The sequence below is a fragment of the Chitinophaga lutea genome, assembly GCF_003813775.1.
Taxonomy (GTDB): domain Bacteria; phylum Bacteroidota; class Bacteroidia; order Chitinophagales; family Chitinophagaceae; genus Chitinophaga; species Chitinophaga lutea.
In genome coordinates this window covers 2,123,344-2,140,061 of the sequence record NZ_RPDH01000002.1, presented here as the reverse complement: position 1 = coordinate 2,140,061, position 16,718 = coordinate 2,123,344, and the positions used below count along the sequence as shown (strand labels likewise).

Sequence of the window (16,718 nt, the reverse complement as noted above, 5' to 3'; positions counted from 1 at the left end):
GACTAATATTGACATGAAGACAGCCATCCTGAAATACAACGCCGGCAACATCCGTTCCGTGCTTTTCGCGCTCGACAGGCTGGGCGTGGAAGCAACGGTGACAGACGACCCGGAGGAACTGCGCAGTGCGGACAAGGTGATATTCCCCGGTGTGGGAGAAGCCAGCACCGCCATGAACTACCTGAAGGAACGCCGGCTCGACGAGCTGATCAAAGACCTGAAGCAGCCCGTGCTGGGCATCTGCCTCGGTATGCAGCTGCTGTGCAAACATTCGGAAGAAAACGATACCGAATGTATGGGCATCTTCGACCTGCCGGTGAAGAAGTTCCAGTCGCCCGTAAAGAACCTGCTGAAAATACCGCAGATCGGCTGGAACAACATTGCGGGCCTGCACAGCACGCTTTTCGAGCATGTGCCGGAAAACTCGTACATGTATTTCGTGCACAGCTACTACGTGGCCCTCGGGCCGGACACGACGGCCATCGCCAATTATATCATCAATTATAGCGCTGCCCTGCATAAGGATAACTTCTATGCCGTGCAGTTTCACCCGGAGAAGTCGGCCGACGCCGGCCAGCAGCTCCTGGACAGCTTTCTGAAACTCTGATCAGGCGTGGAAATAAAAAGAATCACCACAGACGAAACCCTGCAGCTGCGCAGGGACGTGATGTACCCGCACTGGAGCCTCGACCAGGTGAAGATGGACCACGACGCGGAAGGCCTGCACTACGGGCTGTTCGCCAACGGTGAAATGGTTTCCGTGGTGTCGCTGTTTATCAGCGGCCGCACCGCACAGTTCCGCAAGCTCGCCACGGCCGTGCATCACCAGGGCAAAGGCTACGGCAAAGTAATGATGGCCCACCTGGCCAAAGTATCGCGGGAGCACGGCGTTACCACCCTGTGGTGCAACGCCCGTGCCAGCGCCGAAAACTTCTACCTGCGGCTGGGCTTCAGGCGCATCAGTGAATTATTTTACAAAGACAATATAGCTTTCTATAAAATGGACATCAGCCTGGAACCGGCCGCCAAACAGCGTTTTACCATCATTCCCGCCATCGATGTCATCGGCGGGAAATGTGTGCGCCTCACGCAGGGCGACTATGCCCAAAAGACCGTTTACAACGAGCATCCGCTCGAAGTAGCCAAAGAATTTGAAGACGCCGGCGTAACCCGCCTGCACCTGGTAGACCTCGACGGCGCCAAAGCCGGCGCCGTGGTGAACTGGAAAGTGCTGGAAGAGATTGCCGGTAAAACTTCGCTGGTCGTTGATTTTGGCGGCGGCATCAAAAAAGAGGCCGACCTGAAGATCGTATTCGAATCCGGCGCGGCCCTCGCCACCATCGGCAGCATCGCCGTGAAGGATCCCCAGCTGTTCTTCAGCTGGCTGGCCACGTATGGGGCAGACAAAATCTTCCTCGGCGCCGACGTGAAAGGAGAACAGCTGGCCGTAGGCGGCTGGCTCGAAACCACCGATACCAGTATTTACGATTTCCTCCGCGCCAATCTCGACAAAGGCGTGAAGGAAGTGTTCTGTACAGACATCGCGAAAGACGGTTTGCTGCAGGGCCCTTCCACCGGACTGTACAAAAAAATAATCGAAGCCGTGCCCGGCATCCGCTTAACCGCCAGCGGCGGCGTCAGCAACATCGCCGACGTGCACGAACTGGAAGCGGCGGGCCTGGCCGGGGTGATTATCGGGAAGGCGATTTACGAAGGAAAGATCTCATTGGATGAACTGAAAAAAATGCTGTAACGTATGCTCACAAAACGCATCATACCCTGCCTCGACATTAAAGACGGCCGCACCGTAAAAGGTGTGAACTTTGAAAATATCCGCGACGCAGGCGACCCCATCGAACTGGGCGCTTTGTATGCCGCACAGGGGGCCGACGAACTGGTGTTTCTCGACATCACCGCCACCAACGAAAGAAGGAAAACATTGTCCGAACTGGTGACCCGCATCGCCCGGCACATCAACATCCCCTTCACGGTAGGCGGCGGCATTTCTTCCGTGGAAGACGTGAGCGTGCTGCTGAACGCAGGCGCCGATAAAGTGTCTGTCAACACCGCCGCCTTCCGCAACCCGCAGCTGCTCAACGACCTCTCCCGCGAATTCGGCAGCCAGTGCATCGTACTGGCCATCGATACCCGCTTTGAGGACGGCGACTGGTTCGTGTATCTCAACGGCGGCCGCGTGAAAACGGATATCCGTACCACCGACTGGGCTACCGAAGCCGTGGAGCGCGGCGCAGGCGAGATCCTGCTCACCTCCATGAACAACGACGGCACCAAACAGGGCTTCGCCCTCGATATCACCGGCCGTTTGTCGCAAAGCCTCAACGTGCCCATCATCGCCTCCGGCGGTGCCGGCACCATGGAGCATTTTGCGGACGTGTTCGAAAAAGCCCAGGCCGACGCCGCCCTCGCCGCCAGCATTTTTCACTACAAGGAGATGGAAATCCCCGACCTGAAAAATTATCTTTACCAGCGGGGGATACAAATCCGTTTCTGATTTCACATATATTCTTTATATTTAAAGTGTTTTACCGATGCAGGTAAATTTTGCTAAGTCGCCCGACGGGCTGGTGCCCGCCGTCATACAGGACGCGATAACGTCCAAAGTGCTGATGCTGGGCTATATGAACCAGGAAGCGCTCGACAAAACGTTGGCGGAAAAGAAGGTGACGTTTTTCAGCCGTTCCAAAAACAGGCTGTGGACGAAGGGAGAGGAGAGCGGCAATTTCCTCCACCTGGTGAGTGCGGCGATCGATTGCGACCAGGACACGCTGCTGCTGAAAGTGCATCCCGTGGGCCCTGTTTGCCACACCGGCGCAGATACCTGCTGGAACGAGGAAAACATCGACAGCACATCGTTCCTGCACAGCCTCGAACAGGTGATCCGCGACCGCAGGGCCAACCCCACGGAGAAGTCGTACACCGCCTCCCTGTTTGCCAAAGGCATCAACAAAATCGCGCAGAAAGTGGGCGAGGAAGCGGTGGAAGTGGTAATTGAAGCGAAAGACAACAACGACGAGCTGTTCCTCAATGAGTCGGCCGACCTGTTGTTCCATTATTTGATATTATTGCAGGCCAAGGGCTTTACGCTGGAGGACGTGATCAGCATATTGAAAAACAGGCATAAATAATCAAGAAACATGAAGATGATTGCATCCCTGATGCTTTGTATGGCAGCTAATTTCGCTGCACAGGCGCAACTGACGGTGAATGGAAAAATTGCGGCGGCCGAAGGCCAGACGCTTTATTTTTTCAGTGAAGACGGCAGCACCAGGGACTCCGCCGTGCTGGGCAACGGGCAGTTTTCTTTTACCACCCAGTCAAAACCGAAGGCAGACGATCTGTTTGCCCTCATCCTGAAGGAACAGCAATACCCGCTGGTGCTGGTGGCCGACAAACCCGAGATCACCGTGCAGGCGACCGCCGCCGACTGGCCTGTGGCCACTTCGGTGAAGGGGGGCCAGCAGACCCTCTGGATGCAGGAATATCATAAAGCGTTCAAACCCGTGCTCAGCCGCTTGCGGGAGCTCAATACCGAAGCCAAATCCATCGACCCGGACAATGAAGAGGCCAAAGCCGCCTTCCGTGAAAAAGCCGGCAAGTTCGACGAAATGGTGGTAGCTACCGGAACGGATTTCGTAAAGAAACACCCCTCCGCGCAGGCCAGCCTGTTCTTAATGTACGGCGACCTCCGCGACCGCGTTTCCCTCGGGGAGTTCGAGCGCCTTTACGGCGGCCTGGACGCCGGGTTGCGGAACAGCCGTTTCGGCAAGAATATCGGGGCCGACATTGCCGCCCGCAAAAAAGAGAAAGCGGAAACCGGCATAGCGAAGGATTTCGAGCAGAAAGACCCTTCCGGCAAAATGGTGAAACTCTCCTCTTTCCGGGGTAAATATGTGCTGATCGACTTCTGGGCCAGCTGGTGCGGCCCCTGCCGCGCCGAGAACCCCAACGTGGTAAAGGCGTACAACAAATTCAAGGATAAGAACTTCACCATACTGGGCGTTTCGCTCGATCAGAGCCGGCAGGACTGGCTGGATGCCATCAAGGAAGACCAGCTCACCTGGACGCAGGTATCCGACCTGAAGGGCTGGAACAACGAAGCCGCGGCGCTCTACCGCGTAAGGGGCATCCCCCAGAATTTCCTCGTGGACCCGCAGGGGAACATTGTGGCCTCCAACCTCCGTGGCAGCGCCCTGGAGCAAAAGCTGGCAGAAATATTGCGGTAGCCGACCGCCTATCATTTTAGGCTTGCTTTTACAGGCCGGAATGGCCAATTTTGCCAGAGACTAGAAAACAGTAATCAAGCATGAAGAAATTGTTGATGGCAGCGGTGCTTTTCAGCCCCGTTGCGCTGTTTGCGCAGGGAAAAGAGAAAGAGGTTCCCTACGAAGTTCGTGGGAGCATCGCGCAGCAGGAAAAACCGACCAAATTGTATTTCAGGGTTCGAAAAGACGGGAAGATGTTTACCGACAGCGTGACCACGCCCGATGGCCGCTTCCTCTTTGCCGGCACCATCCCCGAGCCCACCACCGCCCAACTGTTCGCCTCCATCCCTTCCACGCCCGATAACCCGATGGGCAGAAAGGAAGTGGCCGTGTTGTTCATCGGCGGCGGCACCAATACGATCTCCATTTCCGATATCGCTGCCAAACCCGTTACCGGCGGTACCAAACACCAGGAAGCCTTTAACAGGCTCAACAGCCTCACCGAGAATGTGGTGAAACAGAGCATGGAGCTGAACAAGGAATACCGGGCGCTGTACAACGCCAAAGACGAGGCCGGCATGAAAAAACTGGAAGCCCGCTTTGAAGAGCTGGAAGCCAGCCATAAGGCCATCATGCGCAAGTACCTCACCGACGATCCCCATTCGCCCATCGGGATGTATGTACTGAACCAGGTGGCCGGTTACGAGCTGAATGTGGGCGAAGTGGAGCCCCTGTTCAACGCCCTGTCCAAAGAAGCCCGCGCCACGCCTACCGGCAAACAGTTCGCCTACCGCCTTGAGCTGGCGAAGAAACTGTCGCCCGGCCAGCCCGCCATCGAGTTCAGCCAGAACGATCCTGAGGGGAAAGCCGTTACCCTGGCTTCTTTCCGTGGCAAATACGTGCTGATCGACTTCTGGGCCAGCTGGTGCGGTCCCTGCCGCGCTGAAAACCCCAACGTGGTGAGCGCTTTCAACAAGTATAAAGACAAAGGTTTCACCATCCTCGGCGTTTCTTTCGACGAAAACAAGGAGAAATGGGTGGAAGCCGTTAAAAAAGACCAGCTCACCTGGACGCAGGTATCCGACCTGAAAGGCTGGGCCAATGAAGTAGGGAAACTCTACGGCATCCGCGCCATCCCGCAGAACCTCCTCCTCGACCCGCAAGGGAAGATCGTGGCCAAGAACCTCCGTGGCGAAGACCTCGACAGCAAACTGGCGGAATTGTTCAAATAGTACACTCGCATTGCAGATAGAAAAACGGGCCTCACAGCGGGGCCCGTTTTTTATATGCCGGAAATCATCCCTCGTAATACGAATCTCCCTGTACACCGCAGGCAGGATATGAAAGACACCTGTAAACCGGCTACAGGACATTTGCATCTGCCTGTACCCTCCTCCCAGGACTGACAACATCCATCAGAAGCCTTTGATCTCATGAGTTACAACGATTTCCGCATGGTCTTCCCTTGTCGGTCATAACCTTGACCCTTTGCCGGTATTGCAAATCCTGAATGTTTCGCTATAATTCCCGCAGACTTCTGCCTATCCTCAACTATAGTTACGCCATATCTTTAATAGTATGACGCAACTATAACGGAACTATGACGGAGATATAACGGAGATATGACGTAACCCTCTGTAAGCACAATGCCAGTATAGGTTTGGAGCGATTTGACACTCGAAGAAAGGTTGATTCAGATATTCCGACGCGATTATCAATCCGTTGACGTCTATAATCCATTCCTTCCTGTAGGTTGATTATCAATTCATTGGAGCCACTATTATCCTCATTATCAAACAGCAGAAGCAGATCATTATTCTCCCGTTAACCGGGCGCCCATCCGTTGAAGCGGGTAATCATGCCTTCTTTTATCTGATTATCAACCCATTGAAGCCGCTGGTAAAACTTTCCTCAAAGAATTCTTAAAAAGATTTTGAAGTTCTACGAAATGTTCGTAGATTTACGACAGACTCGTAATTATGAGATATTTCGTAACGGTGGTGGTTGGGCTGCTGGTAACCCTGGCAGTTACGGCACAACACCGGATCACCGGGGCGGTGTTCAACGAAAAGGGGCAGCCGCTGCCTTTCGCCAGCGCCTTCCTGAATCAAACCACCCTGGGCGGCCGCTCCACGGAAAGCGGGGAGTTTACCATCCGACAGGTACCGGCGGGGAAATATGAGCTGATCGTTTCCTACCTCGGGTATGAGCCGCAGCTGTTGCCGGTGGAAGTAAACGCGGATGTTACGGGCCTTAAAGTGACCCTCCGTCCCAAACCGGGGCTGTTGAAGGAGTTCGTGGTAAAACGCAATGCGGAGCGGGAACGGTGGCTGAAAGTATTTTACAGTCACTTCATCGGGGAAAGCACCCTGGCCAAACAATGCAGGGTGCTCAACAGTGAGGTGATAGACCTGGAATACGATGCGGGCCGGCAGTTGCTCACCGCCAGCGCGGATGATTTTGTGATATTGGAGAACAGGGCGCTGGGCTACCGGGTGAAGTTCCTGCTCATCAATTTCCAGTACAACATGCGCAGCGGTTACACCCTGTATTACGGCAACCCGCTGTTTGAGCCGATGAAAGCGGGGAACGGCCGCCAGCAGCGGCAGTGGGAGCAGAACAGGGAAGCGGCGTATTATGGTTCCACGGCGCATTTTTACCGGAGCCTGATCAGAAGGGAATTGGCGAAAGACGGGTTCAGCGTGCAGAAGCTGGTCAGGAAAGAAAGGACGCGGGATTATGTATCGCCTTCGCCAGCCCGGCAGGATAGTTTGGGTGTGAAGATACAGCCCCCGGCCCTGTTTTCCCGCAGCGTCAGCTACCTGTACACCGCGCAACTGCCTTACGATAGCCTGTACAGGCCCGACGGCAACGGGTTTTCCCTGATCTTCCGCGACCATCTCTATGTGGTGTATTCAAAAGAAAAGGAAGACCGGCTGTACGTGGCAAAACATAAACCCGGGCAGAAAACGCGCCCGAAGGAACAGGTGTCCGTGATGAGCATGCTGGCGCCGGAAGTTCCGCTGGACGTTAACGGTAATATCGGTTCGCCGGTAGATATTGTGGTGGAGCAATACTGGGGCTGGGAAAAAATGGCGGAAATGCTGCCGCTCGATTATAAACCGTAACAACATTCTTTTAAATACATCATATGGAAAAGCTGACCAAACAAGAGGAAGCGGCGATGCAGGCGATCTGGAAAACAGGGAACGGTTTTGTGAAAGACTTCCTGGAGGCGCATACCGATCCCAAACCGCCGTACACCACGCTGGCGTCTACCATCAAGAACCTTGAGAAAAAGGGGTATGTGGATGCGCGCAAGATCGGTAACGTGTATGAATATACCGCCACCATCGAGGAAGGGGAGTACAAGAAAAAGTTCATGAGCGGGTTTGTGAAAGACTACTTCGAAAATTCCTACAAGGAGCTGGTGACGTTTTTTGCGAGGGATAAAAAGATCAGTCCCGATGAGTTGAAAGAGATCATCCGCATGATCGAGAAGAAATAAACCGCCTATCTGTTCACGTTCATAATGCAAGAGCATGCCCGAATTAATCATTTACCTGATCAAAGCCAATATTGCGCTCTGTCTCTTCTACCTGGCCTACCGGCTGGGGCTGCGCAGGCTTACGTTTTATACGCTTAACCGTTTTTTCCTGGTGTCCGGTATCATTTTTTCCTCCCTGTTCCCGCTGGTGGATGTGAATGATTTTTTCAACCGTAATGAAGCGCTGGCCCAGCAGGTGATCACTTATGTGCCGGACCTGAATGCTTTACAGGCTGTGCAGCCGGAAACCTTCACGGCATGGATGCTGCTGGAGTGGGTGTTCTGGGCGGGCGTGGGCGTGATGTTCCTGCGGTTGCTGGTGCAGCTGGCCTCGCTGCTGATACTGCACCGCAAAACGGCGCCGGGCACGGTTCTCCACCGCGAGGTGCGTGTCATGGGCAAAACGATGAACCCGTTTTCGTTTTTCCGGAACATCTACGTCAATCCTTCCCTGCATACCGACAAGGAACTGAAAGCCATCCTCGACCATGAAAGCGTGCACGTCAGAGACTGGCATTCGGCCGACGTGATGCTGAGCGAAATGAACAACGTGTTTTACTGGTTCAACCCCGGCGCGTGGCTGATGAAAACGGCGGTGAAGGAGAACCTCGAATTCCTGACCGACCGTACCATCCTCCGTTCCGGCATGGATCCGAAGGCGTACCAGTACAGCCTGATACAGGTGAACGCATCGCCCTACACCGCGGCCCTCGCCAACAACTTTAATTTCTCACATTTAAAAAACCGCATCAGTATGATGAACAAAAGAAAATCATCGGCCGTGCACATTTACCGTTACGCGGTACTGGCCTGCCTCGTATGCGGCGTGCTTTTATCCCTGAACTTTACCAAACCCGGTACCGTGGTGAACAACGTGGTAACGGAAGTTAAAACGGCCATCACCGGCTCCGGAGCAGCTGTGAACGAAGTAGTGAGCGGGGTGGTAGACGACGTAAAGACCGCCATCACAGGCGAAAAGAGGGACACCGCGCCGGAAGTGAAAAAAGACCTCGGCCAGGTTAAGATCGTAAAAGATTCCGCCAGCTTCCTCACGCTGGCGAAGGTAGTGGAGAAGCGGAGTGAGGGGGATGATGCCAGGCGGGTGGTGAGATTGCGCTCGGGCGCCACTACGATGACGGGGGATTCCATTACCGTTCACGGCAATTCCGGGTCTTTAGTGGCCGGGAAAGTGATGGGCGTACGCATCCGCAGCACTTCTTCCGACACCACGGCCCCCAGCGGCAACCTGCGCCTGCACTCCGTGCCGGCCGACAAACAGCCGTTGTATGTGCTCGACGGGGAGATCGTTGAATGGGGCATCGAAAAAATCGACCCCGCGAAAATAGAGGCGATCACCGTGCTGAAAGATAAACCCGCTACAGCCCTTTATGGCAGCGCCGGCAACAACGGGGTGATCCTGATCACCACCAAAGCCGGCCTGGCAACCAAAACCGTGGAAGGAAAAGGTGCATCCGCCGGCACAGCGAACGGCCGTGGAGCCGTGGAGGAAGTGGTGGTAACCGGTTATGCCAAACCAAGAAGCGCGGTAAACGGCAATGGCCGCGTGGAGGAAGTAGTGGTGACAGGCTATGGAAAACCACGGAGCGCCACAAACGGCAAGGATTCCTCCCGGAAGGAGGTGACGGTAACAGGATATGGCAAACCGAAGAACATGACCACCTATACGATGCAGGCTACGGTGGTGGTGGATTCCGTAAAGGCACTCAGCAGCACCTCCGGCAGCGGTACAACGTTGGCTGCGGCGCCTGCATCCGCCGAAACCATTCCGGCCGCCGCTTATCCCAACCCTACTACCGGCCTCGTGAACATCGCATTCAGCGTGGCAAAGGCAGGCAAAGGTCACCTCGAGGTGATAGACATGGAAGGTGGACAGGTGTACTATAAATCACTCAATGGATTTTCCGGCAATTACAAAGGCGTTGTTGACCTGAAGAACAAACCGGCGGGCACTTACATCCTCAAACTCGTACTGGATGGCCGCGTACGGATGACCTCGAAGATCGTGAAACAGTAATTCCCAGGATGCGGATGAACTTGCGCCCGCCAGGTGATTTCATCCAGCCCGTTCTTACGTAGATTCAGCAGGGCTGCTCCGCACAGGAGCGGCCCTTTATTTTTGGCCGTTTTTATAAGCACTGCGCGCGCAGCGGAAGCCAAGGTTGGAAAGCCCGGAAGTAGGCGTGGTTTTCATCCTGGCGGAAACGCGGTAGCCCCGGCAATATTCGTCGCTGCACATGAAAGAGCCGCCGCGGATAACGCGTTTGGGTTGCGCCGGATCGGCGGGGTCGTCCGGTACATCGGCGCCCTGGGGATTGCGGCAGCCGGGTTTTTCCTGTTTATAGGAATTGCCGTTGTACCAGTCGGCCGTCCATTCCCACACATTCCCCGCCATGTCGTACAGTTCGTATCCGTTAGGCGCAAAGGATTTGACGGGCGCAATGCCGTCGAACCCGTCCGTTTCGGTATTCTCATACGGGAAATGCCCGCTCCAGATGTTGGCTTTCGCTTTGCCGGTCTGCGGCGCCTCGCTGCCCCAGGGAAAGGGCTGGCCTTTGAGACCGCCCCGCGCGGCGTATTCCCATTCCGCTTCGGTGGGCAGGCGTTTGCCGGCCCAGGAAGCAAAAGCCTGCGCGTCTTCCCAGGAAATATGAATCACGGGATAGTTGTCTTTTCCTTTAATGCTGCTGCCGGGGCCCTGCGGATGCTGCCAGTCGGCCCCCAGTTCAAACCGCCACCATTGGCTGACGTCGTTGAGGTCCACCGCGCCGGGCGTGGGCACAAACACGAGTGAGCCGGGTTTGAGCATATTGCTGTCTACCGTGGCGCCGGGCGGGAGCGTTGCCTGTACTTCGGCTGCTGAAATCGGTCTTTCTGCTGTTGTTACATACCCCGTCGCTTTTACGAACGCCCTGAATTCCGCGTTGGTCACTTCATGCCCGTCGAGCCAGAAAGAATCCAGTTTTACGGTGTGGCGGGGATATTCGTCGGGCATGCCGCTGCTGTCGTCCGCGCCCATCTCGAAAGTGCCGCCGGGTATCAGTACCATGGGATTGAGGATGGACACTGCGGGAGGGATGTTTTTTTCGTCGGCCGGCCTGCTTGCCGGCTGACAGGCGGTGAATATCAGTACGAGGGATATGGAAAAAAGAGTAGACAGCTGTTTCATCGCCGCAAAGGTACGATGCCGGTTGTGAAATTGTTAAATTCTCCTCAAAGTTCGGCCATGTCGCGGACATGTTACATATTACAACACAGAATCATCAAACCGGAACCTTGTATTGAACCAGTTCACCCGCAGCGATTTTGGACCGGATTTCAAATGGGGCGTGGCCATCTCCGCCTTCCAGAATGAAGGGGCGCACGACGCTCACGGGAAAGGCGTGTCTATCTGGGACGCTTTCACGGCGCGCAAAGGCAAGATCAAAGACGGCACGCACGCCCGTTCCGCCTGCACCTTTTACGAACTGTACCTCGACGATATCGCCCTGGCGAAAGAGATGGGTTTCGATGTGTTCCGCTTTTCGCTCTCGTGGCCCCGCATCATGCCCAACGGCACCGGCGCCGTGAACCAGGCGGGCATCGACTTTTACCACCGCGTGATAGACGCCTGCCTCGCCGCGGGGCTGGAACCTTACGTAACCCTGTATCACTGGGACCTGCCGCAAACGCTGGAGCACAAGGGCGGCTGGTGCCACCGGGGCACCGTGTTCGCCTTCGAAAGTTTCGCCGCCGTCTGCGCGCGGGCCTACGGCCATAAAGTCAAAAACTGGCTGGTGCTCAACGAGCCCTTCGGGTTCACCTCGCTGGGATACATGCTCGGCGTGCATGCGCCGGGCAAGTTCGGCCTCTCGTATTTCCTGCCCGCCGTGCATCACGTGGCGCTGGCCCAGGCCGAAGGCGGCAGGGCCGTACGGGCGGAAGCGCCGGATGCGCGCATCGGCACCACCTACTCCTGTTCACAGATCATCCCGTATACCAACAACCAGAACGACCTGCAGGCGGCCCGCCGGGCAGACGCCCTGTTCAACCGCCTCTTCATAGAACCCGCGCTGGGCATGGGGTACCCGACAGACGCCTTCCCGCTGCTGAAACGCATCGAACGGCGTTACGCCCTGTGGCGCGACTGGGAAAAGCTGCCTTTCAACTTCGATTTTATCGGCCTGCAGAACTACTTCCCGCTGGTGGTGCGCTACAACGCGTTCATGCCTTACGTACAGGTGTCCGAAGTGAAAGCCCGTTACCGCCAGGTGCCGCTTACCGCGCTGGGCTGGGAAATCAGCGGGCAGGGCATGTACAGCATCCTGCAGCAGTTCGCCGCGTATAAAGGCGTGAAAGAGATCATGGTCACCGAAAGCGGCGCGGCTTTCAACGACGTGCTGCAAAACGGCGAAGTGGACGACGCGGGGCGCATCGCCTATTTCCGGGAATACCTCGACGCGGTGTTGCTCGCAAAACGTTCAGGCGTTCCCGTTACGGGGTATCTCGTGTGGACGCTCACCGATAATTTTGAATGGGCGGAAGGGTACAAAGCCCGCTTCGGCCTTGTGCATGTGGATTTTGAAAACCAGCAACGGACGCTGAAACAATCGGGGAAGTGGTTCCGCGAACTGCTGAAACAGCCCGTGCGGAAAGGCGTGCAACAGTTGTAGGAAAGCCGGCGGGTAAAGGGAACCGTTTTGGGGGAGAATGTATAAAGGTTTTGCAGAGCCCGGCCCCCGTTTACCCGCCGTACCGTTAATGTTCTTTATGTTTGAAAAACCAGTTATCGCGCAGCGATAGATGCAGCACCACGTTGAAATAATTTTCTTTCACCAGCCCCTTCACCGCGCGGCCGCGCTGGCCGCCTTCCAGGCCGATATAGTACCGCAGATGCCCCGTTCTGCTGGGCAGCGATGCGCCGGCCGTAATGCCGAAATCGGAGATGGGCTCGCCTTTTATTTTCAGGTAACCGGTTGAATAATTAAAACCGGTCTGCAGGATGAGCCCTTCGATACGGCTGTTGAAATAGTCGCGGTAGAGGGTGTATTCCAGCCCCCCGGAATATCTTTTGGCGTTCATGTATTTGTATTCCGCCTTGTTCTCGTTAAGGCCGGCCCAGTTCTGCTGCCGGTAATCCGCCAGCAGGGTGAGCTGCCCGTTGGTGACATGGATGCCCCCGCCGAGTTGTGCGGGTAGTTTGAAGTCGCGCGACTGCCGGGTTTCCTCATACAGCACGGTTTGATCGGCGGCCTTCAGCGAAAAATCCTGCTCGTTGACGAGCGTATTGCCCAGCCGGTAAGTGGCGCCCGCGCCGATTTCCCATTCGTTGATGCGCCCGTTGTATTGCAGGCCGGTGGTGAGCTCGAAACTGCGGTAGGAATTTTTTACTTCGGAAAATACATCTTGTTCCGTGCCGCTGCCGCCCAGGCTGTCGATGGTGCTCACCGGCCCGAAAAGCATGGCGGTGGAAACGCCGAGCGAAAAGTTCCTGGTGAGCTGGAGGGCGTTGGAAAAATACAGGCGGTTGATGCCCCCGGCGCCTTCCACGGCGTTGCGGATGCTGCCGGTGGTGCCTTCGATGCTGCGCGTGTTGAGCAGCTTGTAGTCCACGCGGCTGTAAGGCATCAGGCCCAGGCTGAGCCCCCACATCTTATGCGCCTTGAAACCCAGCGCGAACCGTTTGAAACTGATGTCGCCGGCGGTTTGGTAGGTACTGCTCGTATTGTACTGGATGGTTTTCGCAGCTACGGACGCTTCAAAGAAAAATGTTTCCATCGGCAGGCGGCCGTAGGAGGCCGGGTTCAGTTCATTGAGGAAACTCACGGCGCCGCGGCCGATGCCGGAGCTGCCCACGCCAAAGCTGCGGCTGTAATCTTTTTCTTCCAGGTCGCCGATGCCGAACGAGGAATAAAGGGAGTTCACGCCTTTCTGCGCCTGTGTTTGCAGGGCCAGCAACAGAAGGCATCCTGTGATGGGAATTCGCATGGCTATTGATATAAGAGATAATAGATTTTTAATTGAGCGCGGTATTTGGAATTGCGGCCGTCGCCCAGCACGAGCCGGTTCAGCTGCGCGCCGTATGCGCCCGGCGGCGGGCACAGCACCAGGCCGCGGTAGGTATAACTGTCGGCATTGATCATTGCCTTGCAATACTCCGTTACGTCGTAAGTATACACGGTGTTTTCGGGATAGAGTTTGTCGACCGACAATGCCCCGTGCTGCACCGTGCCGGTGCCGGCGGCGAGTGAATCGCCGGGGGCGATGTAATGAAAGTTGTCCGCCAGCCCGAGGTTCAGCTGCGGCGGCAGCGCTTCCCGCGCGTAGGTGCCCGTAACGGGGCGCAGCACCAGTTCCGCCCGCATGATGCGGCCGTACCGCCCCAGTTCCTGCAAGGAGGGGAGGGAAGGGAAGTCCATCCGCACCAAAGCGCCGGTGAGCGATTGCAGGTAGGCCATGTTATTTGTTTCAGCGGTGTACAGGCCCGTTCCCGGTTTCAGCGCGGCCAGCGGTGTGCCGCTGCGGTCGGCCTGCACCGTGTTGTACTGGAGCCCGGGTTTGGACAGCAGGAAGTCGAGGTACTTCTCTTCTTTCTCATGCGTCACCACATGATAGTGCAGGCGGAGATACAGGCTGCTGTCTTTCGCCTCGAAGCCGAACACCGCGGTGTTGTTGCTGCCGGTGAGGTACAGGCCTTTGAAATATTCGTGGAAAAGGTCGTCGGTCGATACGTCGGTCACATCGTCCTTCAGCATGTTGAACAGTTCGATGCCTTTGCTGTCGGCCAGCCGCAGGTGCAGCCTTTCACCCGAGGTGGGGCGGATGTCGAACTGCTGTACGCCCAGCGGTGTGTTGTTATAAGGCCAGCGCATGTGGGTGAACAGGACGGTGTATTCTTCCGGCAGTTCGAGCGGCTGGGTGAGCTGGTGCAGCCGGAAGGTCTGCGGCGGCAGCGTGTCGCCATAGCTGTAACCGGTCGGGCGCATCACCAGTTCGATGGAGTCGAACACTGCTTTGTCGTCGATCTCCCGGCTGTCGGGCAGCGCCACGCGGAAATAACTGCCGGTGGTGATGTTGCCGAAATACGCATCCCGGTATCCGCCTGCGAGCGCCATGCCGGTGCCGGAGGAGGCTACGGAATCGGGCTGCACGGTGCGCATGTTGATGGAGAGCGTATCGATCAGCGTGTATTGCACATTGCCGCCGCCTGCCGCGTTTTCATAGCTGAAGCCTGCTTTGTCGCAGGCCGGAAAAAAACATACCGCGGCTATTCCCAGGAAGATCGTTTGTAGTTGCATAACGGCGCAATGATAATCAGGAGCCATTGTCCGGTGCGGGGCTATTATGCCAGTCCGCGATATTTATCGATGAGTGCGCACAAACTGCCGCCGGTTGCCATTTTAAGCCCGTTGGCGGCCGTTTTGGGGCAAAAGAGCAAAATACCTGATTGGCAGATGAAAAGGCCTCATTCGTCGCCCGCAGCCCCCGCGTCCGTCTATTTTATCATACCTGTAACAGTTCCCCGGATAATTTTGAAACGGATAAAAAAAACTATTGTATGCAGATTGCAAGACATTATGGATGGATACTGGTGGGCCTGCTGGCAGCTTGTTCCAAAAGCGATTCCGACGACGATGAAACCGGCAACTGGGTGGAGGTGCAGGAGATGAGCGCCAAACCCCGCTCCGAAGCGGTGAGTTTCGTGATAGGAGATACCGCTTACATCGGTACCGGGTACGACGGGGAAAAATACCTCCGCGATTTCTGGAAGTACACGCCCGCGAGAGGGTGGACGCAGATCACCGACCTGCCGCCCGCCGCACCCGTGCGCAGCAGCGCCACCGCCTTTGTGATCAACGGCATCGGGTATGTGGGCACGGGCTATGATAACCGCGACCGGCTGAACGACTTCTGGGCCTATCATCCCGCTACCGGCGCGTGGAAGCCCATCAAACCGCTGACCCATCCCAACCCCGCCATCAGCCTCGCCCGCCGCGATGCCGTGAGTTTTACGCTCAACGGCAAAGGGTATGTGACAACGGGCACCGACGGCAGCGCGCTGAAAGATACCTGGGAATATGATCCGGTGAAAGACGAATGGAACGAAAAACAATCCTTCGGCGGCTCCAAGCGCCACGAAGCCGTGGCATTCGTGATCGGCGGCAAAGCGTATGTAGTGACAGGCACCAACAACAATGAACTGAAAAACGACTTTTATTCCTTCGACGGGGAAAACTGGGAGAAGCTGAAAAACATCTCCAACACCAGCGACCTCGACTATGATAACGATTATGATATCGTGCGCACCAATGCAGTAGCATTCGTGATGAACAACAAAGGTTACGTGGCCACGGGCAGCAAAAGCGGTTTGTCCACCCACTGCTGGGAGTATGATCCCGTAGCGGACCAGTGGACCCAGCGCCGCGATTTTGAAGGCACCGCGCGCACCGGCGCCGTTGCATTCACGTTTGCCAACAAAGGGTATGTACTGGCCGGCCGCACGTCCAGCATGCCGCTCGACGATATGTTCCGATTCGAACCAGACCAGGAATATGATGAGAACGACTAAGACATTCCATCGCTGGGTTATGCTCACCGTGCTGCCGGGCGCAGTATTTTTTTCCTGCAAGGGAAAGAAGGACCTGCTCCGGCTGGCACCGGTGCATACCGGCAGCAGCTGGGGTTACCAGATATTCCGCAACAACCGCCCCGTGATTTACCAGGCGGAAATTCCGGCTATCGCCGGGCATCATCCATTCAGCAGTAAAGAGGAAGCCATGCGTGTGGGACGACTTGTAATGAAGAAATTACAACACGGCGAATCCCCTGCCGTAAGTCCCCGCGAGCTGGATAGCATGGGCATCCGGCCGAATTAACTTTAACACTTAGTTAAGAATCGCTATAAGGGTTTTAACACTTGCTTAAGAGTATTGTGGTGTATGTTTATCGCC

General features: G+C 56.0%; 15 protein-coding genes. 12 read left to right on the top strand and 3 right to left on the bottom strand.

Annotated features, from left to right (window positions below; genetic code table 11):
- Nucleotides 1–13: 13 nt before the first annotated feature.
- The 9 genes from hisH to EGT74_RS20870 all read left to right on the top strand — a co-directional run bounded on the left by hisH (nt 14) and on the right by EGT74_RS20870 (nt 9,805).
- Entirely contained in the window at nt 14–607 is a 594-nt protein-coding gene (gene hisH, locus EGT74_RS20910; RefSeq protein WP_123848502.1) for an imidazole glycerol phosphate synthase subunit HisH, read from the top strand.
- A 6-nt stretch (nt 608–613) separates the two neighbouring features.
- Nucleotides 614–1,753, top strand: a complete 1,140-nt coding sequence (gene hisA, locus EGT74_RS20905) for a 1-(5-phosphoribosyl)-5-[(5-phosphoribosylamino)methylideneamino]imidazole-4-carboxamide isomerase (RefSeq protein WP_246008269.1) — start codon at nt 614–616, stop codon at nt 1,751–1,753.
- Between the two features lie 3 nt (nt 1,754–1,756).
- On the top strand, nt 1,757–2,512 hold the full coding sequence (gene hisF / locus EGT74_RS20900) for an imidazole glycerol phosphate synthase subunit HisF (RefSeq protein ID WP_123848501.1): 756 nt from the start codon (nt 1,757–1,759) through the stop codon (nt 2,510–2,512).
- A 37-nt stretch (nt 2,513–2,549) separates the two neighbouring features.
- The gene (gene hisIE / locus EGT74_RS20895; RefSeq protein ID WP_123848500.1) at nt 2,550–3,146 is read left to right on the top strand and encodes a bifunctional phosphoribosyl-AMP cyclohydrolase/phosphoribosyl-ATP diphosphatase HisIE; all 597 of its coding nucleotides are present in this window, start codon (nt 2,550–2,552) and stop codon (nt 3,144–3,146) included.
- Between the two features lie 9 nt (nt 3,147–3,155).
- Complete coding sequence (locus EGT74_RS20890) at nt 3,156–4,244, top strand: TlpA disulfide reductase family protein (RefSeq protein ID WP_123848499.1); 1,089 nt, start codon at nt 3,156–3,158, stop codon at nt 4,242–4,244.
- Between the two features lie 80 nt (nt 4,245–4,324).
- On the top strand, nt 4,325–5,455 hold the full coding sequence (locus tag EGT74_RS20885; RefSeq protein WP_123848498.1) for a TlpA disulfide reductase family protein: 1,131 nt from the start codon (nt 4,325–4,327) through the stop codon (nt 5,453–5,455).
- A gap of 747 nt (nt 5,456–6,202) precedes the next feature.
- The gene (locus tag EGT74_RS20880) at nt 6,203–7,351 is read left to right on the top strand and encodes a carboxypeptidase-like regulatory domain-containing protein (protein ID WP_123848497.1); all 1,149 of its coding nucleotides are present in this window, start codon (nt 6,203–6,205) and stop codon (nt 7,349–7,351) included.
- 23 nt (nt 7,352–7,374) lie between these two features.
- Complete coding sequence (locus tag EGT74_RS20875; protein WP_123848496.1) at nt 7,375–7,731, top strand: BlaI/MecI/CopY family transcriptional regulator; 357 nt, start codon at nt 7,375–7,377, stop codon at nt 7,729–7,731.
- A 34-nt stretch (nt 7,732–7,765) separates the two neighbouring features.
- Nucleotides 7,766–9,805, top strand: a complete 2,040-nt coding sequence (locus EGT74_RS20870) for a M56 family metallopeptidase (RefSeq protein ID WP_123848495.1) — start codon at nt 7,766–7,768, stop codon at nt 9,803–9,805.
- Nucleotides 9,806–9,901: 96 nt separating this feature from the next.
- Here the strand turns inward: EGT74_RS20870 and EGT74_RS20865 are convergent, their stop codons facing one another.
- Nucleotides 9,902–10,957: a formylglycine-generating enzyme family protein gene (locus tag EGT74_RS20865; protein ID WP_123848494.1), complete on the bottom strand. Its 1,056-nt coding sequence runs from the start codon at nt 10,955–10,957 to the stop codon at nt 9,902–9,904.
- A gap of 112 nt (nt 10,958–11,069) precedes the next feature.
- On the opposite strand from EGT74_RS20865, the gene EGT74_RS20860 reads away from it, so the two are divergent.
- Entirely contained in the window at nt 11,070–12,440 is a 1,371-nt protein-coding gene (locus EGT74_RS20860) for a GH1 family beta-glucosidase (protein WP_123848493.1), read from the top strand.
- 85 nt (nt 12,441–12,525) lie between these two features.
- Here the strand turns inward: EGT74_RS20860 and EGT74_RS20855 are convergent, their stop codons facing one another.
- Both EGT74_RS20855 and EGT74_RS20850 read right to left on the bottom strand, forming a co-directional pair.
- On the bottom strand, nt 12,526–13,755 hold the full coding sequence (locus EGT74_RS20855; protein ID WP_123848492.1) for a hypothetical protein: 1,230 nt from the start codon (nt 13,753–13,755) through the stop codon (nt 12,526–12,528).
- Nucleotides 13,756–13,757: 2 nt separating this feature from the next.
- On the bottom strand, nt 13,758–15,065 hold the full coding sequence (locus EGT74_RS20850; protein WP_158618245.1) for a DUF4270 family protein: 1,308 nt from the start codon (nt 15,063–15,065) through the stop codon (nt 13,758–13,760).
- 260 nt (nt 15,066–15,325) lie between these two features.
- Between EGT74_RS20850 and EGT74_RS20845 the strand changes: the two genes are divergently transcribed.
- Both EGT74_RS20845 and EGT74_RS20840 read left to right on the top strand, forming a co-directional pair.
- Nucleotides 15,326–16,336, top strand: coding sequence for a Kelch repeat-containing protein (locus tag EGT74_RS20845; protein WP_123848490.1), 1,011 nt, complete (start codon nt 15,326–15,328; stop codon nt 16,334–16,336).
- Entirely contained in the window at nt 16,320–16,643 is a 324-nt protein-coding gene (locus tag EGT74_RS20840; RefSeq protein ID WP_158618244.1) for a DUF4907 domain-containing protein, read from the top strand. Before EGT74_RS20845 ends, EGT74_RS20840 begins: the two co-directional genes overlap by 17 nt.
- Nucleotides 16,644–16,718: the final 75 nt, after the last annotated feature.